We start from the raw sequence: 21,547 nt of genomic DNA on the forward strand, positions 1-21,547 counted from the left end.
TTTCGTGATTTCATACAATCATTCTATATCAGTATAGAATAGAATGATCAATTGATTCCGTTTATTTTAGATTTACAATTAACTTTACTCTCAAGAATTTTTTAAACATAAACATAGATTTATCATGGCATTTGAATTACCATCATTACCCTATGCACACGATGCATTGGAACCACATATCGACAAACGTACAATGGAAATCCACCACGGAAAGCACCACAATGCGTACGTAACTAATTTGAATGGAGCGATTGCCGGTACTGAAATGGAAGGCAAGTCTATCGAAGCACTATGTGCGGAGCATTCAGATGTACCTGCTGTAAGAAACAATGGCGGTGGACATTTCAATCACTCTTTGTTTTGGACTGTAATGAGCCCAAATGGCGGTGGCAACCCTACTGGTGATATTGCTGGAGCAATTGATGAGGCCTTCGGTTCATTCGACGCCTTCAAAGATGCTTTCGCTAAAGCTGGTGCTACCAGATTTGGATCTGGATGGGCTTGGCTTTGTGTAAAAGAAGGCAAGTTGGAAGTTTGCTCTTCGGCCAACCAAGACAACCCTTTGATGCCTGGCGTTGGATGTGGAGGCACTCCTATCCTAGGGCTTGATGTTTGGGAACATGCTTACTACCTAAACTATCAAAACAGACGTCCAGATTACATCAATGCATTTTTCAATGTAATCAACTGGGAAGAAGTGAACAAGCGTTTCGCTGCTGCGAAATAAGCTATAGTCTTTATTAAGCAGGGAGCCTGATTCAAAAGTTATCCGTCATTGCGAACAACGTGAAGCAATCTTAAAATCAGATCAGTAATCAAACTTTAAGATCACTTCGTTGCACTCGTGATGACGCTTTCAATACTTTTGAGACAGGCTTTTTTATTACTTCTTCAATCTCTTTTTCTTCAAGTCGAAGATATCCTTTCTTCGGTCTCTCAAGTTCTGCACACTACCAAACTGATTCAACTCTCTCAATAAATCGACATCCACATCAGCGATTAATATCATTTCAGCATTAGGGGTAGCCTCCGCTTTGATGCCGTTAGTCGGGAAGGCAAAATCACACGGAGTAAACACCATAGACTGTGCAAACTGAATATCCATATTGTGGACCTTCGGAAGGTTACCAACACTACCCGCAATAGCCACATAACATTCGTTTTCAATGGCACGTGCTTGCGAACAATTCCTCACTCTTGAGTAGCCATTTTGAGTATCTGTCAAAAATGGTACAAACAAGATATCCATTCCTTCATCTGCCAATAGACGGCTCAATTCTGGAAACTCAGAATCATAACAAATTAATACTCCAATCTTCCCACAATCCGTGTCAAAGGCTTTGATTTCATTGCCACCTTGCATACCCCAAACTTTTGACTCATCTGGTGTTACATGGATTTTCTCATATCGCTCAGTAGTTCCATCTCGACGACATAAGTAACCTACATTATACAGCAAGTCATCCTTGATCTCGGGCATACTACCTGTGATGATGTTGATATTATAGGAAATAGCTAATTCTGAAAATCGTCGGACAATTTCCTCCGTATGCGTAGCCAATTCTCGAATCGCCTCAGGCTCGGACATGTGGTTGTTCTCCGCCATCAGTGGCGCGTTAAAAAACTCTGGAAACAAAGCGAAATCGCAGCGATAACCAGATACCGCATCCACAAAATACTCTGCTTGTTGCATGAGTTCTTCCATACCTTTATACAATCGCATTTGCCATTGTACCAGCCCAAGACGCACGATCTTCTTTTTGGTCTCAGCTTTTTTGGTTGGTTTCTTATAATAAATATTATCCCACTCCAACAATACGGCATATTCACTAGATGCTTCATCACCTTCTAAATATCCCGTTAGTACCTTGGAGGGGTGAAAATCATTGGAGATTTGAAAATTCAACACCGGGTCATCAATTTCCTTTCTTTTGACTCGCTCAATATATTCTTTAGGTGAAATCTCGTCGGCAAATTTGTGATAATTGGGAATTCGTCCACCGAATGCTATCAAACGTAAATTCATACGTTCACATAGTTCTTTCCGGTAATCATAAAGACGACGACCTAATCGCAATCCTCTATATTCAGATTTGATAAATACATCAATCCCATATAAAACATCGCCTTCGTCGGTATGCGTATCGAAAGTATAATCTCCTGTAATTTCTTTATAGGTATGATGCTCATCGAACTGATTGTATTTCACAATGATCGACAGCGCGCAACCTGCCAATTGACCATTAACCTTGATCACGACTTGACCGTCAGGGAATTTATCAATCAGGGACTTGATCTCGTCCACCTTCCAATAAGCGTCTTGTATGCTGCTATATGCCTCAATCATTGCCTTCTTCAACTCCTTGTAATCGCCAAGGGTCAAATAGGTCAATTCTATATTTTCAATTTCCATTAATTACTCCATTTGAATAGGGAAATAAAGCTAGCGGAAAAGGGCTATAAGTGAGACAGTAGTGTCTTAATTATTTAACAAACCCAAAGGTTTCTTCTATTAGTAGCAGATGGTTTCGGTAATCCAGAGCGACCTGATCGCCTCTTTCGTCATTCATAAATACAGTGCCTTCCTCCAGATCAACAGTACCAAAAGGCGCTAATGCATCTACGGCATAGACCAATGTGAATGCTCCCACAATTTTGAATGGTTCGTCGAACGTTAAGCTAACAGGGGCGTAATTTTTATCGGTACCGATGTGCATTTTTATTTCTTGACCCAACTCATTATTCCCATCAAAATACCTTCCTTCCAGCGATAGAAATTTATAGCCTGTGTTCCAGTCCCAGGCCATGCCATTCGTAGGATCTAAGTCGCCTACATGATCTATTGAAGTGTTGGCTTCTGAATCTACTCCAATCGCCATTTTGATTTCCGATATTTCAAAGTCAGCTGGGATGTTTTCAACCATAAAAGTTACAGTGGCTTGATCTTGGTCAAAACTTAAAAGCCGATAGCTATCAGGTTCAGAATAGTAGGTATCCGATTTAGCATCCTTAATCTGGATATTACTCAAATAAAAATCCAACCTTTCGATGGTGATAGATTGTTGCAGTGGAGTAGTGTATTTTTTCGATCCAAAAACTAATAATTCATCCTCCGCTTTCGCGGTAAACTTGAAAATCAAACTACTGGTGTCTTTAGATTCGTCACTATCACAGGCACCCAACAAGAGCAATAAAACAGCAGCGCTAATTTTCGAAAGGGTCAGAAAAATTTTCATTCGTAATAAATGTTTCATCAGTTAAGGTATGTAAAAAAGCGATAATTGCTTCCTTCTCTTCTTCGGTCAATCCCAGTTTGACTGGTAACACAGCTTCAGGAAGATTAGTTGCTTCCACGATCTGCTGGTCTAGAGTCGAACTCGTCTGAACATTACTATTATAATGATCTAATACTTCTTCTAAAGTGGCAAATCTACCATCATGCATATAGGGTGCTGTCAATTCGATATTTCTTAGACTCGGCGCCTTGAATTTGCCTTTATCTTCAGGCTTACCAGTCGTTGCCATTAGGCCGTCTTCTAAGTTGTCGTCGACATCAAGCCCGTTATTATTGAATCCCAAAAAATCTTTACGATCTCCGGATGTAAGAATAGTCTTATGACAGTCCCCGCAATTTCCACCTCTTAAACCTGTATTTGCCACAGGATGCGTGAAAAACAAGTCCATGCCTAGTTTCTCTTGGTCAGTCAACACATTTTCACCTAGCAAGTGCTGATCGTATCTGGAATTAGATGAAACCAGCGTTCGCATGAATTGACTCAGTGCTTTGGCGATGAGATCTCCAGAAATTTCTTCCGTTTCAAAGGCAGCAGCAAATTGCTTTCTATAAGTATTTGACTCTGTTAATCGACTCACCGCCTCTTCGATCGGCAAGTCCATTTCGATGTGATCTTGAATCGGTTGCAAGGCTTGCGCTTCCAAGCTCAGCGCTCTCCCATCCCAAAAGAACTTTGATTGCCAATGCAGATTGACCAGAGACATGGAGCTCTTGCTCGTTAGCGCACCATCCAATCCGGTGCTAAAAGCTGCCCCATCAGTAAAAGCCTTCGACTGCTGATGACAAGTCCCACAAGAAATTTGATTGTTTCGAGAGAGCATTTTCTCGTAAAACAAGTTGCGACCTAGAGCTATTCCTTCTTCGGTAAATGGGTTATCATTTGGAATCTCAAATCCATCCCCAAATAGGATTGGCGGTTCAAATTGGTAAGGCGTAGGGCTCCTAATTGTCGTGTCATCAGTGCATGCTACCAAGAGCATCAAACTAATCCATCCTATCAACAATCTTATTTTCATCCTTTACTCAACACTAAAAAATATGAATTCCACTATCTTGACCAGACAAAAGCAACGGCCCTGAAACCAAGATTTCTCATATCGCTCATTACTTATACTATCATAGCATGGAGTTGTAATACTAACTCAAATTCAACAAAAAAATTACAACTTGAATTCCCTGTTCATTTTCCTGAGCCAGTACCCGCACCAGAGCGCAATCCTATGACACAAGCGGGTGTTGCTTTAGGTAAAGATCTTTTTTTTGATCCACGTCTTTCTGCCAATGAGCAAATATCATGCGCCAGTTGTCATCAACCTGATTACGCCTTCGGGGATCGTACAAAGTTTAGTGTGGGACATAGCGGAATCACTTTAAAAAGAAATACGCCTCCTCTTTTCAATTTGACCTGGTCAGAATCTTTCTTTTGGGATGGTGGAGTGAAAAATTTAGAGTCCCTTTCGTTTGCAGCACTAATGAATCCGGATGAAATGGGGGTTGATTTAACTGATCTATGTCAAAAACTGAATACAGACAAACACTACAAAGAAGCATTCAAAACGGCCTTTGGAATTGATTCCGTGACTTCAGCTTATATAAGTAGAGCCCTTGCTCAATATATGCGCACATTGGTGTCTGCTAACTCCAAGTACGACAGTGTTCAACTCGGACTGACTCAATACAACAACGAAGAACAGGAAGGAGAAAGGGTGTTCTTAAAAAATTGTGCTTCTTGCCATACTCCCCCACTTTTCACCGACTTTGGATTTCATCACAATGGTATCGATCAGGTTTACTCATTAGACAATCTATCTCTAACTACTGGAAGATTTAGAATAACCAGAGATTCTCTTGATTTGGGCAAATACAAAACTTCCTCACTCAGAAATTTAAAATACACTGCCCCCTATATGCATGATGGAAGATTTGCCAATTTAGATGAGGTTTTAGTGCATTATCAAAACCAAAATACATTGAACCAAAACCAAGACTCTCTTGTTAGCCTAATTAAGTTTTCTGACAAAGAAAAGGAAGAGCTAAAGTCATTCTTGATGACGCTGGAAAATCCGTCTTTTGATTGACGAATTCTCCAATTAGTTCAACTTTCGTACTAATTGTGCGTAAGAAATTTTAAATTTAGGTAAAACAAAAACTGAACGCATTATCTCAACCCTCACCCAATCAAATTCCCAAACCTCTCAAATTTCCTATTTCAAGGAAAAGTTTAAAAGGGTAAGAAATCAATCGTTACATCTCTGCGCTCCGCTCGAAAAAGAAGACATGGTCGTCCAGCCGATCGTAGATGTAAGCCCTCCAAAATGGCACCTGGGTCACTCTACTTGGTTTTTTGAGAAAATGATCTTAGAAGAACATTTCAAAGGTTATCAGGTTTATCATCCAGAGTACAACTTCGTATTCAACAGCTATTATGAAAGTATAGGCAAACGTGTACTACGAACAGACCGCGGCAATCTCACCCGACCAACCACGGAGGAAGTGTATAAGTACAGAGCCTACGTCGACGAACAAATGGCTCACTTTCTAGACAAGCTCACCGAGCTCCCTAAAAATGTCTCTGATCTTCTAGAATTAGGACTTCAACACGAACAGCAGCATCAGGAGCTGCTAGTATATGACATCAAATACATCCTCGGCAATAATCCTCTATTCCCAGCTTACAACAAGAAAGAAATCATTTCGTCTATTGAAAGTAGAGCACTCAGCTTTTTATCCATTGCTGGAGGCAATTATAAAATAGGTCATCAGCAGGAAGGCTTTTGTTTCGACAATGAGCTGGGTGTGCACCAAGTGTATTTGCACGATTTTGAAATCGCCGACAGGCTAGTGACTAATGGCGAATACCTAGAGTTTATGAATGCTGGAGGTTATCAAAATTTCAAATATTGGTACATGGAAGCCTGGGCTTGGGTTCAAGAAAATAAGGAATCAGCCCCTATGCACTGGCACCAAATCGATGGCGAATGGTATCAATACACCTTTTTTGGTTTGCAAAAACTAAACCTCCATGAACCGGTGACGCACATCAGTCAGTACGAAGCAGCAGCCTACGCACAATGGAAAAGTATGCGATTGGCTACTGAGTTTGAGTGGGAAGTAGCTTGCAATAATTATGAGTCTACTCTTCATAAACGAGCCAACTTCGTAGAAGGCGCGGCACTTTCCACCCGGACAGCGGAAAAAGATCATTTTCAGTTTTTCGGAGATGCCTGGGAGTGGACCAATTCGGCCTACTTGCCTTACCCTTATTTCAAAACAGAAACAGGTCCCATAGGTGAATACAACGGCAAATTCATGATCAATCAAATGGTACTGCGTGGTGGATCTTTTGCCACACCCAAAGACCACATTAGACCCAGCTATAGAAACTTTTTTCATCCTCATTTAAAATGGCACTTCACTGGAATTCGCCTGGCACAACATGTTTGAAACCATAGAAAAAGAAATAGTAAAAAATAAGCAGTTCTTAAACGATGTGATTGAAGGCCTTTCGGCTGACTCCAAGCATATTTCGTCGAAGTACTTCTACGACAAAAAAGGGGACGCCATATTCCAACAAATCATGCACATGGATGAGTATTACCTCACAGATGCTGAATTGGACATCTTCCAAACACATAAGTGTGAAATCGCCAAAATATTCTCTCCTGAGAAGGAACCGTTCAATCTCATCGAGTTCGGAGCGGGTGATGGTATGAAGACTAAGGTTTTACTAAAAGAGCTACTCAATCATGAGATACCCTTCGATTACATACCGATCGACATCTCCCAAAATGCGTTGGATCAGCTGAATAAATCGTTGACTAAAGAAATGCCAGATCTTTCTTTCAAAGGTATACAAGGAGACTATTTTGATGTTTTGAACAAACTCAAAGAAGACAATAACAAAAGAAATGTTATCCTATTCTTAGGCTCTAACATTGGTAACTTCACCAACGAAGAAGCTCTTTCTTTTACGTCCAACATCAGCGGCAAACTGAACCCAGGCGATTTGCTATTCATAGGAGTGGATTTAAAAAAAGACCCAAGAAAAATCCTTTTAGCGTACAACGACCCAACCGGTATCACTGCCGAATTCAACTACAATCTTTTGCGCAGAATCAACCGAGAACTAGGCGGAAATTTCGACATCGATCAATTTGAGCATCACCCAACCTACGATCCCGTTACAGGCGAATGCAAAAGCGCCTTACTCAGCAAAATAGATCAAGAAGTAGCCATAGATGATCAAACCTTTCACTTCGCCAAATGGGAGCCAATCCACACAGAGATATCGAGGAAATATTCACTGAAGCAACTGCATCAATTGGCTAACAATGCCGGCTTCAAAGTCAAAATCGATCTATTCGATTCGAATAAGTATTTTGTAGATTCTATTTGGGAGATTAAAGACTAATAGATTTTCAAACTTTAAATGGGATTGCAATGATTTTTCAACAATCCTTCTATTTTTGCAATCCCAAATCAATTGGGCTCATCACTTACAAATGCGCACGTGGTGAAATTGGTAGACACGCCATCTTGAGGGGGTGGTGGGAGCAATCCCGTGGAAGTTCGAATCTTCTCGTGCGCACAATTTTCAAAATTTCCCGTCTTTGTTGGTCTTGTGACCAACAAACACACCACAGCAAATAGATTGCACCGGCTCTTCTTCATAGAATATCTAATATTACTTCCTTAATTAGATCGAATGATATTGTCAATTCTTAAATTCGCATCTTAAATCAAGAATTTATAATCAAATCATATGTCTCTTAATATTCCACTACTCAAAAACATTTGTGAAATCGCTGGTGCACCTGGCTTCGAATCCCGCATCAGAAATCTGGTGATCGAAGAAGTAAAAAAGCATGTGGACGAGTACCACATCGACAACATGGGCAACCTGATTACCATCAAAAGAGGCAAGGGAGACGAACCTAAAAAGGTGATGCTCGCCGCACACATGGACGAGATCGGCTTCATTGTCAATCACATCGATGACAACGGGTTTTTGAGATTTCAAACGCTGGGTGGATTCGATCCTAAAACTTTTACCGCACAGCGAGTGGTCGTACATGGCAAAAAAGACATTATCGGAGTAATGAGTAGCAAACCCATTCATGTGATGTCTCCAGCGGAGAGAGAAAAACCGGCCAAGAAAGAAGATTATTTCATCGATCTGGGCATGCCGAAGGAAGAAGTGGAGAAAATTGTAGCCGTAGGCGATCCGGTAACCAGAGAAAGAGATTTGATCGAGATGGGCAACTGCGTCAATTGTAAATCCATAGACAATAGAGTATCTGTTTTCATTTTAATTGAGGCTTTGAAGCAACTGAAAAGCAATGTACACGATGTATACGCCGTATTCTCCGTGCAGGAAGAAGTCGGTATCCGTGGCGCCAATGTGGCCGCACATAGTATCAACCCTGATTTTGGGATTGCCTTAGACACCACCATCGCGTATGATCTACCCGGTGCTCAGCCACATGAATATGTGACTGAATTGGGCAAAGGCACGGCCATCAAAATTCTAGATGCCATGACGATTTGCGACACACGAATGGTTAGTTTCCTCAGAAAAACTGCCGACGATCATAAGATCAAATGGCAAAATGAAATCCTGGTAGCTGGCGGCACAGATACTTCAGGCATTCAACAGAAAGGAAAGAATGGCGCTATATCTGGTGCAATTTCCATCCCCACTCGTCATTTGCACCAGGTGATCGAAATGGCCGATAAAGACGATATACAGGCGTCCATCGATTTGACGGTGGCTGCCTTAGAAAACATTCACAACTATAACTGGAGCTGGACTTGAAAAAAATAATTTTCATTTTATCTATTATTTCATTCAATAGTGTTGCACAAGAGTATTCCAACTTGCGTACAAATCTGGAGCATTTCGTTGATCAAAGTATCGAAGTACGAGAAGCGGTAATGCCTACTGCACAGGAGTTTGGATTTGAATCCTATCAAATGGATTCACTCAATCAACTGATTAGCTTTAGAGATTCTATGCATCTTCAATATGTGGTAGCTGTGCTTGCTGAGCATGGGTGGTTGGGTACCTCAGTCATTGGTAAAAAAGCCAACATCTCTATTTTCCTGGCCATACAACAAGCGCCTCGAGATCAAGTGAGAGAACGTTACTTTCCGATGCTTGAGGCTTCCGCCAAAAGAGGAGAATCAAGCTTGGCGCAAATGGCTACGATGAAGGACAAAATTTTGGTTAACAAAAAACAACCACAGGTCTATGGTACCCAGTGGAATTATGTTGATGACAAATCGATGCTATTTCCATTGGAAGATGTAAATTCGGTGAATGAAAAAAGAGTTGAAGTGGGACTACAACCACTGACAGACGAAGAGTTAGAAACTGCACAAAGCAAATACCAATAAACATGGGCATCCGATCGGTACTGAGCAAGCCATTCGCCAAATACATCATCAACCAACAAAACAAATGGGCTTCGAATCCCAAAGAAGCACAAGACAAAATTTTATCTGAGATCACTAAAAAGGCTGCGAATACAGCCTTTGGAAAAGACCACAAGTTCAAGGATATTGGATCCTATCAGGAATTTAAGGAAGCTGTTCCCATTGGTGACTATGAAGCGCTGCGCTCGTATGTAGACCGCATCAAAACAGGCGAACCTGATGTGCTTTGGCCGGGACTACCCTCCTATTTCGCCAAGACCTCAGGAACCACTTCAGGCACCAAGTACATTCCCATTACCAAAGACTCCGTGCCCAATCATATCAATAGTGCCAGAAATGCGCTCCTGAACTATGTGCATAACTCTGGTAATAGTCAATTTTTGGATGGCAATCTGATATTTCTTTCGGGGAGTCCTATCATGACACAAACCAGTGGCATCCATACCGGCAGACTTTCCGGCATTGTCAATCATCATGTACCTGGTTATTTGCGATCGAATCAGATGCCGTCTTACGAGACGAATTGCATCGAAGATTGGGAGCAGAAGGTAGATCAGATTGTAGAAGAAACTTATCAAAAAAACATGACGCTGATCTCAGGCATTCCGCCCTGGGTACAAATGTATTTTGATAGACTAACAGCCAAAACAGGAAAAGCCATCAAGGATTTATTTCCGGACTTTTCACTCTTCGTGTATGGCGGCGTCAATTTCGAGCCTTACAAAGGCAAGTTGTTTGAAAGCATCGGAAAAACCATTGATTCAGTAGAAACCTATCCAGCCTCAGAAGGATTTATCGCCTATCAAGACACGTTGGACCAAGAAGGTTTGTTGCTTCTATTAGATTCTGGCATCTTCTTCGAATTCATTCCCGCGGATGAATATTTTGATGAAAATCCTACCCGACTCAGTATCGGTGAAGTAAAAACAGGCGTCAACTACGCCCTCATAATCAACAGCAATGCGGGGCTCTGGGGCTATTCGATTGGGGATACCGTGTCGTTTGTTTCCACGGATCCGTATCGTGTTGTGGTGACAGGCCGAATCAAACATTTTATCTCGGCCTTCGGAGAGCACGTCATTGGGCAAGAAGTAGAAAAAGCCATGAATGCTGCCGTTCAAGAACAAAGTCAGACAGAAATCACGGAGTTTACTGTAGCGCCACAAGTGACACCAGATTCAGGATTGCCCAAACATCAATGGTTCGTAGAGTTTGGGCATCAGCCCGAGGATATGGAGCGATTTGCCAATACAATTGATCAAAAATTGAGAGTATTAAATTCCTACTATGATGATTTGATTGCTGGCAATATTTTGGAAAGGCTGGAAATCATTTCGCTCAAAAAGAATGCATTCATTGATTACATGAAATCTCAAGGCAAGCTCGGCGGGCAAAACAAAGTACCTCGTTTGTCTAATGACCGAAAGATTGCTGATGAGCTAATTAAGCTCAGACTCTAACATTTCCAAAGTTTGAAACTTTTGGAAAGTTCGGTTCGACTATTCTTTATAGTTTTGCAGCTGCTTTTTACTTTTTGAAAGAGGAAACACACCCAATATTGAAAAAGAAAATATCCATTCTAGGTTCTACCGGCTCTATTGGCACACAAGCCTTAGAGGTCATAGAAGCCAATCCAGATCATTTTGAGTTGGAAGCCATCACGGCCAATGAAAACGCCGATTTGTTGATCAAGCAGGCGATTCAGTTCAGGCCCAACCTGGTAGTCATTGCCAATGAAGACAAGTACCAACAGGTCTTCGATGCACTCGATCATTTGGATATCAAGGTTTATGCTGGAGAAAATGCGCTTTGCCATGCGGCCGAACTCGAAGAGGTGGATGTGGTATTGACTGCATTAGTAGGCTACGCAGGCTTGAAGCCAACACTCCGAGCCATAGAAGCAGGTAAGGCCATTGCACTCGCCAACAAAGAAACCTTAGTAGTCGCTGGTGAATTGGTTACCACTTTGGCCCGAAAGAAACGAGTACCTATTCTACCGGTGGATTCTGAGCACTCGGCCATTTTCCAATGCCTGACGGGCGAATATGCAAATCCAATTGAGAAAATAATATTGACGGCATCTGGTGGGCCCTTTAGAGGAAAGGATCGTGACTTTTTGACGAATGTCAGAAAAGAACAAGCCCTCAAGCACCCTAACTGGGACATGGGAGCCAAAATCACCATTGACTCCGCTTCACTCATGAACAAAGGTCTGGAGGTAATCGAAGCCAAGTGGCTTTTCAGCTTGACCGACGAACAGATCGAAGTAGTGGTACACCCACAATCGATCATCCACTCGATGGTACAATTTGAAGACGGGTCAATTAAGGCGCAAATGGGGTTGCCTGACATGAAGCTCCCCATACAATACGCGCTAACCTACCCTGACCGACTTAAAAACGACTTTCCAAGGTTCAACTTTATGGACTATCCAGAGTTGACCTTTGAAAAACCAGACATGGAAACATTCAAAAACTTAGCATTGTCGTTTGAAGCGCTAAAAAAAGGCGGCAATCAGCCTTGTATATTGAATGCAGCTAACGAAATTGCGGTATCAAAATTTTTGGAAGACCGTATAGGCTTCTTGGAGATGTCTGATGTGGTAGAATCCTGTCTGAATAAAATCTCGTATATCTCCACTCCTAATTTTGACGATTACGTAGAGACTGATAAAGAAACTCGAATATTAGCAACAGAATTAATTAATTGATGGAAGGACTAATAATGACAGCCCAACTTTTGTTGGGATTATCCATTTTGGTGGGTGTGCACGAATTTGGGCATTTGATTGCCGCAAAAGCCTTCGGCATGAGGGTAGAAAAATATTCGATTGGTTTTCCCCCAAAGATCTGGGGATTTCAATATGGCGAAACGGAATACTCATTTGGCGCGATTCCTTTGGGAGGATTTGTAAAAATATCCGGTATGATAGACGAGTCTCTGGACACCGAAAGCATGTCTGCAGAGCCTGAAGAATGGGAATTTAGAGCAAAACCGGCTTGGCAAAGACTCATCGTGATGATGGGCGGTATCATTGTGAATGTAATCACTGGTATCATCATCTTCGTTTTCTTGGTGTATAGCAATGGAAATTCTTTTGTGCCAAAAGAAGAACTTAACAAACATGGCATTGTTGCTTATGAGCTTGGTCAAGAAATTGGTCTTCAGTCTGGCGACGTCATCTTGAAAGTAAATGGCAAGGACTACGATCGTTTCTCGGATCTAAGAAGCATGGATGTGTTGTTTGCGGATCAGCCTACTTACAAAGTGCAAAGAGGAGACTCAGTTTTTGATTTGGCTTTCCCAGAAGGCTTTTTAAACAAGCTAACTGATAAAAAGTACAAGGATCGGTTTATTGCGCCTAGGTTCCCTTATGAAGTGGGACAGGTAATCGCAGGTACTGCAGCGGCAGACGGTGGATTGAAAGCAAAAGATAAAATTCTAACAATCAACAATGAGCCAGCCCTCTATTTTGATCAATTGAAAGAAATATTAACATCCAATGCTGACTCGAATGTTGTAGCTACTGTTAAAAGAGCTGACAATACTACTGAAACATTGACATTCAAAGTTTCTTCAGAAGGCACAATCGGATTCCAGCCGCGTCCATTGATCAACTATCAGCATGACGAATATACATTTGGCGAAGCTATTCCGATTGGAACGACCCAAGCATTCAATGTAGTTTGGGCCAATATCAAAGGGTTGGGCAAAATCTTCTCAGGAGATGTGGCTGTTTCGAAATCGTTGAGTGGTCCCATACGTATCGCTCAAATGTTTGGCGGTACTTGGGACTGGAACAAATTCTGGAATATGACCGGATTACTTTCTATGGTTTTAGCCTTCATGAACTTCTTGCCTATTCCAGCTTTAGATGGCGGACACGTGGTATTCTTGACTTACGAAATAGTATCTGGTCAAAAACCTTCAGACAAATTTTTAGAAAATGCGCAAAAAGTAGGCATGGTTATCCTATTGAGTTTGATGGTATTTGCCTTCTTCAACGACATCGTACAAACCATTTTTTAATTCATTAAAGACATTTATTGAAAGAGCACTGGCCATATCAGTGCTCTTTTTTTATTTATATTGACCAACTATTTGCAATTAAGTTTATTGATGAGGAAGTCCTTTTTCTTTTTTTTAATACTATCCATTAGCCACCTCACCTTCGCTCAAAACCTTCTGTATCAGGTTGAAATAAACGATCACCGGGCAGGCAGTCTCAAACAAAGTGTGGAGATCGATCAAAACACTCACACTTTCTCTTCACTAGACTTCCAAATTCTAACCCTAAACGATACACTCCAATATTTTTCAGAAGTACATTTTGTTGAATCAGATTCTGGCTATTTAAAATCTGTGGAATGGACGCAGGTTTTTAAGGATACTCTAAACTTTACGTTAACGTTTAGCAAAGACACATTAGCCTATGGCCCAGAGAAAATCAGGAAGTTAAGCATTAAACGATTGGATACAATTGGAGCTTCTATTTGCTACCCTACTTATTCTCCCGAGCTTAATCAAACAATAGAAGTATCTAGGGAGCTCGTCAGATTTTCTATAGAAAAGGCACAAAAATTAAGAGTCGTGAAAGAAACGATCGGTGCCAAATCAGCGATCAACAAATTCGACAATCAATTCTATTTAGTCGAATCCAAAAGCCCATCGCCATTTGGTGAAATTAGGTTGATTAGAACAAACAAAACTGCCCCACCTCAGTTCTTTGAACCCAACTACTTCGAACAAGAGAATATTCTTTCAAACATCAGATTTCCTGACCCAAATGGTATCAATACGATTAAACTAAAAATTGAAGGCGTGGACAGTTTGTCTTCTGCAACATTCAAACACTACAATCAAAAAATCACCCTTCGGGATAGCAATACTTTGATCCTTATTGTAGAACAAAAGAAGGAACCGTACCTCGATTCGAATACTACAAATCGTTCTCTCTCCAAGTTGTTATGGAGTGGTACAAAAGCCAGGGTGATCTTGGATTCATTAGGTATTGACACACTCCAAATCCATAATAAGATCGAGCGAATCAAGTCTTTTTCGAAAATTCAAAGCCATCCAAATTTAGCCCTATTAGAGCTTTCATCAGTAGCCGGTATTCCGGCTCGAATGGTCTGTGGTTATGTTTACAATCAATGGTTTTGGTCACCAAGAAACTGGGTGGATATAGCGATAAATGGCTACTGGGAGAACATAGATCTTACTACTGAAATTCTACCCAATTCTGCCTTAAGAATTGCAATACACAAAAGCAAGTCAGGAGGACCCTTCAATGATTTTGTATTAAAGCCTATACCGAAAATCACAAGCCTCCAAGTTCAATCCTTCACGCTCAGGGGCAAGAAGCACGCTGTTTCTAGTCAGGTTTTACCCTACTACTTTGAAAACCCAGTCTATGAAAATGAAGGCTTAGGCATTCGAATGAATATCCCAGATGGCTTCACCATTACAAACGACGGCACTCAATCCCCGTCTGATTTGTTTTTATCCTTAGAAAATGACTATAAAGAAAAAATAAATTGTTTTCAATTGTCAACATCAGGTCAACCATTAACTACAGACTTGGTGAGAGTAAAAATTCAAGAATTTGTCGGAGATAAAGATATCAATATCAGCCAAGGTAAAAAGTTTAAATTCTGGTATGGGCACAAAGGAAATCGTGGAGCCATTGTAATACCCCAAGGTGGGAGCTACATTCTGATAACAATTACACATGAAGACCCAGAATTCATAATTCTAGTACTGACTCGAAAAAACCTAACGCTTAAATACTAAGAATAAGTAAGCATGGTCTGAAAATAATCTTTGAGATCGAACATCAAGCGTTCGCTCTCTTCATTTCTGAATTTTAGGGTAATGAGTTCTTCTAAGTCGCCCCGTCTCATATATGCGGTTATGGTATACTGAAATTCCTGATTTGATTCTGAAAAAGCATTAGCATCGGCCTGCTTGGCTTGAACTTCCAACTTAACATCCTTTACATCAGTAAATAAATACGCTCTCGAATGCCCTGCCCTAAATAGAATAGTCTTATTACTTCGGTCAATAACTAAACTGCGATAGGATGCGGTGAGATAATTAAAAAATGGGGCTATGAGCAATACTATCCCGACACCCAACGCGAGCAACCCCTCCCAATTTCCCGCGAGTACAAGAATCAATAATCCAAGCATGGTAAATGTGAAACCTAAAATAGAAAATAGAATCAATAGCCCCCACGAGCCAAAAATTTTGGTTCTAATAATCAAACAATTCTCGTTCTGATAAACACGATAACCGTTTTTACCCAAAGTCTGAATTAATTCTCGTTTCATTTTACAGGATGTTGGTTTCGCATAAGTTACCAATAATTTTTCACCTACCCCTTTGCCAACTTAAATATGTACGAATTACGTCTCCTAGCTTTCGAATATTTCTATCTTTGCCGAAAAAAAATCCGTGCAAAAAGAGTTTAAAAGATACACCGTCACCTCTGCCCTTCCGTATGCGAACGGCCCTTTACACATTGGTCATATAGCAGGTGCTTATTTGCCTGCCGACACTTATGTACGCTACCTTAGAGCCAAAGGAAAAGAAGTCGCCTATGTATGTGGTAGCGACGAGCACGGCGCTGCTATTACGCTTAGAGCTAAAAAAGAAAATACTACACCACAGACGATTATAGACAAGTATCATCAGATCAATAAAGATACTTTTGAGCGATTCGGGATTTCTTTCGATATGTATCATCGGACCTCAGAACAAATTCACCACAAGACGTCACAGGAATTTTTCTTGAATTTGTACGAAAAAGGAGAATTCACAGAAAAAGAATCTGAGCAGTTTTACGACGAAGAATTCAAACAATTCTTGGCTGATAGATATGTTACAGGCACTTGTCCAAAATGCAGTCACCCGGCAGCTTATGGCGATCAATGTGAAAAGTGTGGAACGTCGCTCAATGCCACAGATTTGATCAATCCCATTTCCACATTAAGTGGTAAAACACCTGTTCTAAAAACCACCAAACATTGGTACTTGCCATTGGACAAATACCAACCTTGGCTGGAGCAGTGGCTGATAGAAGGCAAAAAAGGCGAATGGAAATCTAATGTCTATGGACAATGCAGCTCATGGTTGAAAGAAGGACTACAGCCTCGTGCTATGACCAGAGACCTCGACTGGGGTGTGGATGTACCTTTACCAAAAGCTGAAGGGAAGAAATTGTATGTATGGCTCGATGCACCGATCGGCTATATCTCAGCTACTAAAGACTGGGCAAAGGAGAACAACAAAAACTGGGAAGACTACTGGAAAAAACAAGATAAGGATGAAGATGACTCATGTTTGATTCACTTCATCGGAAAAGACAACATTGTATTTCATTGTATCATATTCCCAGCAATCTTGCATGCGCACGGCGGTTACATATTACCAGAAAACGTGCCGGCCAACGAATTCTTAAATCTAGAAGGAGAGAAGATTTCGACCTCAAGAAACTGGGCTGTCTGGTTGCACGAATACCTGGATGAATTTCCCGGTAAGGAAGATGAGTTGAGATATGTTTTAACCTCTATCGCACCAGAAACGAAAGACAGCGAATTTACCTGGAAGGACTACCAAGCCAGAGTAAATAACGAATTAGTAGCCATATTCGGAAACTTTGTCAATCGTGCGGTGGTGCTTACACACAAGTATTTTGATGGGCATTTGCCTGCGGCCGCCTTGCAAGGAGAAGATGAAGCCGTTATCAAAGAATTAGCTGCTTTTCCTGCTAAAATCTCAGAGAGCATAGAGAAATATAGATTCAGAGAGGCTCTAGCCCACTTGATGGATTTGGCTCGGTTAGGCAATAAGTATCTAGCAGATACAGAGCCTTGGAAACTCATCAAAACGGATGAAAAGCGTACTGCTACCATTCTGAATGTAGCCCTTCAGATTGCGGCCAACCTTTCTATTCTTTGTGAGCCATTCTTGCCAAGAACATCAGAGAAACTAGCCACCATGCTCAACATGGACGGTGAAAAATGGGATGAAGCAGGATCTGCCAGCATCCTTTTGGCTGGACAAAACATCGAAAAGCCAACCTTATTGTTTGAAAAAATAGAAGACAAATTAGTAGAAGAACAAGTGGAAAAATTAAAAGCAGCAGAAGCCAACAAGCCGGCGGTAGTAGAAGACGTAGAAGTAGCCCCACAAAAAGCTGAAGTGACCTTTGACGACTTTATGAAAATGGATATCCGTACAGGAACCATTTTGGAGGCAGAAACTGTACCAAAATCGAACAAACTCTTGAAGTTTAAAGTAGATACTGGCGTAGATAAACGTACGATTTTGAGTGGAATCGCCAAACATTACTCTCCTGAAGAGATGATTGGCAAGCAAGTGACCGTACTGCTTAATCTAGCTCCAAGAGCCATTATGGGGATCGAATCTCAGGGCATGATCCTGATGGCGGAAGATCACGACGGCAAGCTCCGACTGATCCAACCCAATGAGGTCACTCAGAATGGGATGGGGATAAGCTAACAATTAACTTCTCCAAAGTTCCGAACTTTAAAAGTTGCTTAACAAAAACAGCTCAGGGTTAAAACCATGAGCTGTTTTTGTTTTAGATTGGCGGTTTTAAAAATCAAACTGCACAGAAATTGAAAATATTTTTCACCACTGCCTTCAGCATAATTTTATTCTCCTCTGCTTTTTCTCAAGACAAAAGATTTGCTGAAAAACCTGACATCTGGATGGATGGATACGCGTACTTAACTTCAGGAGAGAAGAAAGAAGGAAAGATCATTTACAGTTTTAATTCGCAAAGCATTCAAATAAAAATTGGAGAAGCTATCAAGACTTACCCGGCAAAGGACATTAACAGATTTATTGTACAAAATTCTAAAGGAGAAAAATTAGAATACGTTTCTATGTTTATTGCTCATATTGTCAAAGGAGATATTGAAAGGCTTCAGTTTGGGAAGCAAGTTATTAATGAAAGCGACCAGTTTTTGCTTGTAAAACATAAGAATACAAAAGCAGCTATACTGGCTAATTTAAGTTTCGATATAGAAAATTTTTATTACGAAGATGCCGTCGTCAGTGAAAACGGTTATCATTATAGTGGTAAAAGAGAAATACTTGTTGAAAGAATATGCATATTAGACAAAAGAGCAATACCATATCCAATTCTTTACAGACCAGTTGATAAAATCCACAAATACAAGGCAAACAGTTCGGAATACAACATATCGTACAACGAAAAAACAAACCAATACTCGAGTAAAAAACCCAAGAAAATAGATAAAGAAAACCCCAAATACAAACTTATTAACAAAGACTTCCTCCAAGAACTCGACTCAAAAAATTACAAAAAACTAGAAGCTTACATTAAAAAGAATGAGGTCGATATCAAAACCATAGAAGGACTCACACTATTGATTGACTATTGGGCGGAAATCTAATATTAGAATTCTAATCGAATTTGATTCAATTACTCAATCAACCTAAATGCCTTTTTGCCTTTGTTGGTCTTTTGACCAACAAACATCTGACGTCTCGGACAACATTGAATACTTAGAGCAGAACCTGAAGCGGCTCGTTGGTGACAACACCAACGAGAGCAGTCAAAAAATAGCACTCCATTTGTCCAAAATGATTTCCATTGTGCATTAACCACAAATCCCCTATCTTTTAAAAAAGATTAGGCATGTCCCAAACTCACTTTCGAACCTGCAACCTATGCGAAGCCATGTGTGGCTTGGCTATCGAGCATGATGGCAAAGAAGTAATCTCAATTAAAGGAGACGTAGACGACGAATTTAGTCAAGGCCACATCTGTCCAAAAGCACTGGCACTCAAGGATATATACGAAGATCCCAACCGACTCAAAAAACCAGTAAAAAAAACGGCAGATGGTTGGGTCGAAATATCTTGGAAGGAGGCCATTGAAGAAGTAGCCCAGGCGCTCGCAAACACGAGAAAGCAACATGGGGCAGATGCCGTAGGTGTGTATAGTGGCAACCCAAATGTACATAACTCGGGCGCTATCTTATCCGCTCCAGAATTCATTAAAGAACTTAGAACCAAAAACCGTTTTTCGGCTACTAGCGTAGATCAGTTACCACACCAGTATATGGCGTATCTGATGTACGGTCATCAGCTCCAAATCCCTATTCCTGATATTGACCGTACAGACTTTTTGGTTATTCTTGGAGCGAACCCTATTATTTCAAATGGCAGTTTGCTGTCTGCTCCTAATATCAAAAAACGACTCAAAAACATTCAGGATAGAGGCGGAAAGATTGTGAATATCGATCCGCGATTTACAGAGACTTCTGCCAAGTCAGATCAGCATTTGTTCATAAGACCTGGTAGCGACGTTTTCATGTTGCTGAGCATGCTTCATATTCTTATTGAAGAAAATCTGGTAAACCTAGCACGATTTGAGAATCATCTGAATGGCTACGAAGACCTTCATCAATTGGTCAAAGACTACTCACCAGAAAATACAGCCGAAATTACTGGAATAGAATCAGATGTACTCACAGACTTAACCAGACAATTTGCAAATACAGCAAAGGCTGTATTATACGGCAGAATGGGTGTCTGCACCCAAGAGTTTGGCGGCATGTGCATGTGGCTGGTCAATGTGCTCAATATCCTGACCGGACACTTCGACGAACCAGGTGGGTATATGTTTACCAGCCCGGCCATCGACTTAAAACCACAAATATCTAAAGGGCATATTGGTAAATGGAAAAGTAGAGTTCGCGGCCTCCCCGAAGTGGGTGGAGAACTCCCCTCCTCTGTGATGGCCGAAGAGATTTTGACGCCTGGGAAAGGACAGATCAAAGCCATGATCATAAGCTCTGGAAATCCAGTCCTTTCCACACCCAATGGTGCCCAATTGGAAAAGGCATTTGAGTCATTGGATTTTATGGTCTCCATTGATATTTACATCAATGAGACTTCCAAGTTGGCTGATATCATCTTGCCCACTGCCACGGGTTTAGAAACGGATTTGTACGACATTATATTCCATACGCTGGCGGTAAGAAATACGTCCAAATACTCTACTGCACTTTTTGACAAAGCAGAAGGGGCCAAATATGATTGGGAGGTTTTCAGAGCATTGAAAATGACTTATCTGAAATCAATGAACAAGATGTCCTTGTCGAAGCGTTTGAAAATTGGCATCGCCCATCTTTTTTCCCCAGAAAAAATGCTCAACATTTTACTCAGAAGAGGACCGTATGATTTAAGTATTAAGAAATTAAAACAACAACCTCATGGTATTGATTTGGGTGCATTGAAATCACAAATGCCTGATTCGCTTTACCACAAAGACAAAAAAATCAATCTATTGCCTAATGAAGTAAAAGAAGACCTAAAGCGCGTAAAACAGAAACTGGACACCTTCAAACCCGATGATTTTTTACTCATCGGCAGACGACAACTGAGAACTTGCAACTCCTGGCTTCACAACAGCCAACGCTTACTTAAGAATAATTCTTGCCAGCTATTTTTACATCCTAAAGACGCCGAAAAACTAGGCCTTCAAGAAAAAAACAGCATCATGGTTTCGTCAAGAGTAGGACAGGTAGTTGTTCCGTTTGAAACGACGGAGGAAATTATGCAGGGGGTAGTCAGTTTGCCGCACGGCTGGGGTCATAAAGGGAAAATCAAACTTGATGTAGCATCAACCTCACCTGGCACCAACATCAATGAGCTTACAGATGAAAATTTTGTAGATCTGCTCACAGGAAATGCTGCAGTGAATGGGGTAGCGGTGAAGTTGGAGGCTCATAAAAATTAGCCCCTCAGATTTCT

Annotated in this window: 17 protein-coding genes and 1 tRNA gene; 14 read left to right on the forward strand and 4 right to left on the reverse strand. The window is 41.0% G+C overall.

What is annotated here, in order from left to right; genetic code table 11:
• Positions 1-124 precede the first annotated feature (124 nt).
• Positions 125-727, forward strand: coding sequence for a superoxide dismutase (locus tag R8N23_RS16855; RefSeq protein ID WP_318172784.1), 603 nt, complete (start codon positions 125-127; stop codon positions 725-727).
• Positions 728-883: 156 nt separating this feature from the next.
• On the opposite strand, the gene R8N23_RS16860 is transcribed toward R8N23_RS16855, so the two are convergent.
• The 3 genes from R8N23_RS16860 to R8N23_RS16870 form a co-directional block, all read right to left on the reverse strand.
• Positions 884-2,413: a carbon-nitrogen hydrolase family protein gene (locus R8N23_RS16860; protein WP_318172785.1), complete on the reverse strand. Its 1,530-nt coding sequence runs from the start codon at positions 2,411-2,413 to the stop codon at positions 884-886.
• A 70-nt stretch (positions 2,414-2,483) separates the two neighbouring features.
• Positions 2,484-3,236 (reverse strand): MbnP family protein, encoded by a 753-nt coding sequence (locus R8N23_RS16865; RefSeq protein WP_318172786.1) that lies wholly within the window; start codon positions 3,234-3,236, stop codon positions 2,484-2,486.
• Entirely contained in the window at positions 3,205-4,311 is a 1,107-nt protein-coding gene (locus R8N23_RS16870) for a cytochrome-c peroxidase (protein WP_318172787.1), read from the reverse strand. The genes R8N23_RS16865 and R8N23_RS16870 overlap by 32 nt, the downstream gene beginning before the upstream one ends.
• 204 nt (positions 4,312-4,515) lie before the next feature.
• Between R8N23_RS16870 and R8N23_RS16875 the strand changes: the two genes are divergently transcribed.
• The 10 genes from R8N23_RS16875 to R8N23_RS16920 all read left to right on the forward strand — a co-directional run bounded on the left by R8N23_RS16875 (position 4,516) and on the right by R8N23_RS16920 (position 15,523).
• Complete coding sequence (locus R8N23_RS16875; protein WP_318172788.1) at positions 4,516-5,373, forward strand: cytochrome-c peroxidase; 858 nt, start codon at positions 4,516-4,518, stop codon at positions 5,371-5,373.
• A 121-nt stretch (positions 5,374-5,494) separates the two neighbouring features.
• Entirely contained in the window at positions 5,495-6,739 is a 1,245-nt protein-coding gene (gene egtB / locus R8N23_RS16880) for an ergothioneine biosynthesis protein EgtB (RefSeq protein ID WP_318173582.1), read from the forward strand.
• Entirely contained in the window at positions 6,732-7,706 is a 975-nt protein-coding gene (gene egtD, locus R8N23_RS16885; protein WP_318172789.1) for an L-histidine N(alpha)-methyltransferase, read from the forward strand. The genes egtB and egtD overlap by 8 nt, the downstream gene beginning before the upstream one ends.
• A gap of 93 nt (positions 7,707-7,799) precedes the next feature.
• A tRNA-Leu gene (locus tag R8N23_RS16890) sits at positions 7,800-7,883 on the forward strand.
• A 174-nt stretch (positions 7,884-8,057) separates the two neighbouring features.
• Positions 8,058-9,110 (forward strand): M42 family metallopeptidase, encoded by a 1,053-nt coding sequence (locus R8N23_RS16895; RefSeq protein ID WP_318172790.1) that lies wholly within the window; start codon positions 8,058-8,060, stop codon positions 9,108-9,110.
• Positions 9,107-9,691: a DUF6624 domain-containing protein gene (locus R8N23_RS16900; RefSeq protein ID WP_318172791.1), complete on the forward strand. Its 585-nt coding sequence runs from the start codon at positions 9,107-9,109 to the stop codon at positions 9,689-9,691. Before R8N23_RS16895 ends, R8N23_RS16900 begins: the two co-directional genes overlap by 4 nt.
• A gap of 2 nt (positions 9,692-9,693) precedes the next feature.
• Positions 9,694-11,190, forward strand: coding sequence for a GH3 auxin-responsive promoter family protein (locus R8N23_RS16905; protein WP_318172792.1), 1,497 nt, complete (start codon positions 9,694-9,696; stop codon positions 11,188-11,190).
• Positions 11,191-11,285: 95 nt separating this feature from the next.
• Positions 11,286-12,440 (forward strand): 1-deoxy-D-xylulose-5-phosphate reductoisomerase, encoded by a 1,155-nt coding sequence (locus R8N23_RS16910; protein ID WP_318173583.1) that lies wholly within the window; start codon positions 11,286-11,288, stop codon positions 12,438-12,440.
• Positions 12,440-13,759, forward strand: a complete 1,320-nt coding sequence (gene rseP, locus R8N23_RS16915) for an RIP metalloprotease RseP (RefSeq protein WP_318172793.1) — start codon at positions 12,440-12,442, stop codon at positions 13,757-13,759. Before R8N23_RS16910 ends, rseP begins: the two co-directional genes overlap by 1 nt.
• A gap of 90 nt (positions 13,760-13,849) precedes the next feature.
• Entirely contained in the window at positions 13,850-15,523 is a 1,674-nt protein-coding gene (locus tag R8N23_RS16920; RefSeq protein ID WP_318172794.1) for a hypothetical protein, read from the forward strand.
• On the opposite strand, the gene R8N23_RS16925 is transcribed toward R8N23_RS16920, so the two are convergent.
• On the reverse strand, positions 15,520-16,062 hold the full coding sequence (locus R8N23_RS16925; protein WP_318172795.1) for a hypothetical protein: 543 nt from the start codon (positions 16,060-16,062) through the stop codon (positions 15,520-15,522). The genes R8N23_RS16920 and R8N23_RS16925 overlap by 4 nt on opposite strands.
• A gap of 103 nt (positions 16,063-16,165) precedes the next feature.
• Here R8N23_RS16925 and metG point away from each other — a divergent pair, with 103 nt between their 5' ends.
• From metG to R8N23_RS16940, 3 genes are all read left to right on the forward strand, one after another.
• Positions 16,166-18,256: a methionine--tRNA ligase gene (metG, locus tag R8N23_RS16930; RefSeq protein WP_318173584.1), complete on the forward strand. Its 2,091-nt coding sequence runs from the start codon at positions 16,166-16,168 to the stop codon at positions 18,254-18,256.
• Between the two features lie 119 nt (positions 18,257-18,375).
• On the forward strand, positions 18,376-19,179 hold the full coding sequence (locus tag R8N23_RS16935; protein WP_318172796.1) for a hypothetical protein: 804 nt from the start codon (positions 18,376-18,378) through the stop codon (positions 19,177-19,179).
• 245 nt (positions 19,180-19,424) lie between these two features.
• Complete coding sequence (locus tag R8N23_RS16940) at positions 19,425-21,533, forward strand: molybdopterin-dependent oxidoreductase (protein WP_318172797.1); 2,109 nt, start codon at positions 19,425-19,427, stop codon at positions 21,531-21,533.
• Positions 21,534-21,547: the final 14 nt, after the last annotated feature.

Origin of the sequence: Reichenbachiella sp., from assembly GCF_033344935.1 — a bacterium.
Taxonomy (GTDB): Bacteria; Bacteroidota; Bacteroidia; order Cytophagales; family Cyclobacteriaceae; genus Reichenbachiella.

Coding starts and splice junctions, on each gene's coding strand:
- R8N23_RS16875 (WP_318172788.1), top strand. CDS start 4,516: ATGACACAAGCGGGTGTTGCTTTAGGTAAAGATCTTTTTTTTGATCCA.
- R8N23_RS16905 (WP_318172792.1), top strand. CDS start 9,694: ATGGGCATCCGATCGGTACTGAGCAAGCCATTCGCCAAATACATCATC.
- rseP (WP_318172793.1), top strand. CDS start 12,440: ATGGAAGGACTAATAATGACAGCCCAACTTTTGTTGGGATTATCCATT.
- R8N23_RS16925 (WP_318172795.1), bottom strand. CDS start 16,062: ATGAAACGAGAATTAATTCAGACTTTGGGTAAAAACGGTTATCGTGTT.
- R8N23_RS16920 (WP_318172794.1), top strand. CDS start 13,850: ATGAGGAAGTCCTTTTTCTTTTTTTTAATACTATCCATTAGCCACCTC.
- R8N23_RS16855 (WP_318172784.1), top strand. CDS start 125: ATGGCATTTGAATTACCATCATTACCCTATGCACACGATGCATTGGAA.
- R8N23_RS16860 (WP_318172785.1), bottom strand. CDS start 2,413: ATGGAAATTGAAAATATAGAATTGACCTATTTGACCCTTGGCGATTAC.
- R8N23_RS16870 (WP_318172787.1), bottom strand. CDS start 4,311: ATGAAAATAAGATTGTTGATAGGATGGATTAGTTTGATGCTCTTGGTA.
- R8N23_RS16940 (WP_318172797.1), top strand. CDS start 19,425: ATGTCCCAAACTCACTTTCGAACCTGCAACCTATGCGAAGCCATGTGT.
- R8N23_RS16895 (WP_318172790.1), top strand. CDS start 8,058: ATGTCTCTTAATATTCCACTACTCAAAAACATTTGTGAAATCGCTGGT.
- R8N23_RS16865 (WP_318172786.1), bottom strand. CDS start 3,236: ATGAAAATTTTTCTGACCCTTTCGAAAATTAGCGCTGCTGTTTTATTG.
- egtD (WP_318172789.1), top strand. CDS start 6,732: ATGTTTGAAACCATAGAAAAAGAAATAGTAAAAAATAAGCAGTTCTTA.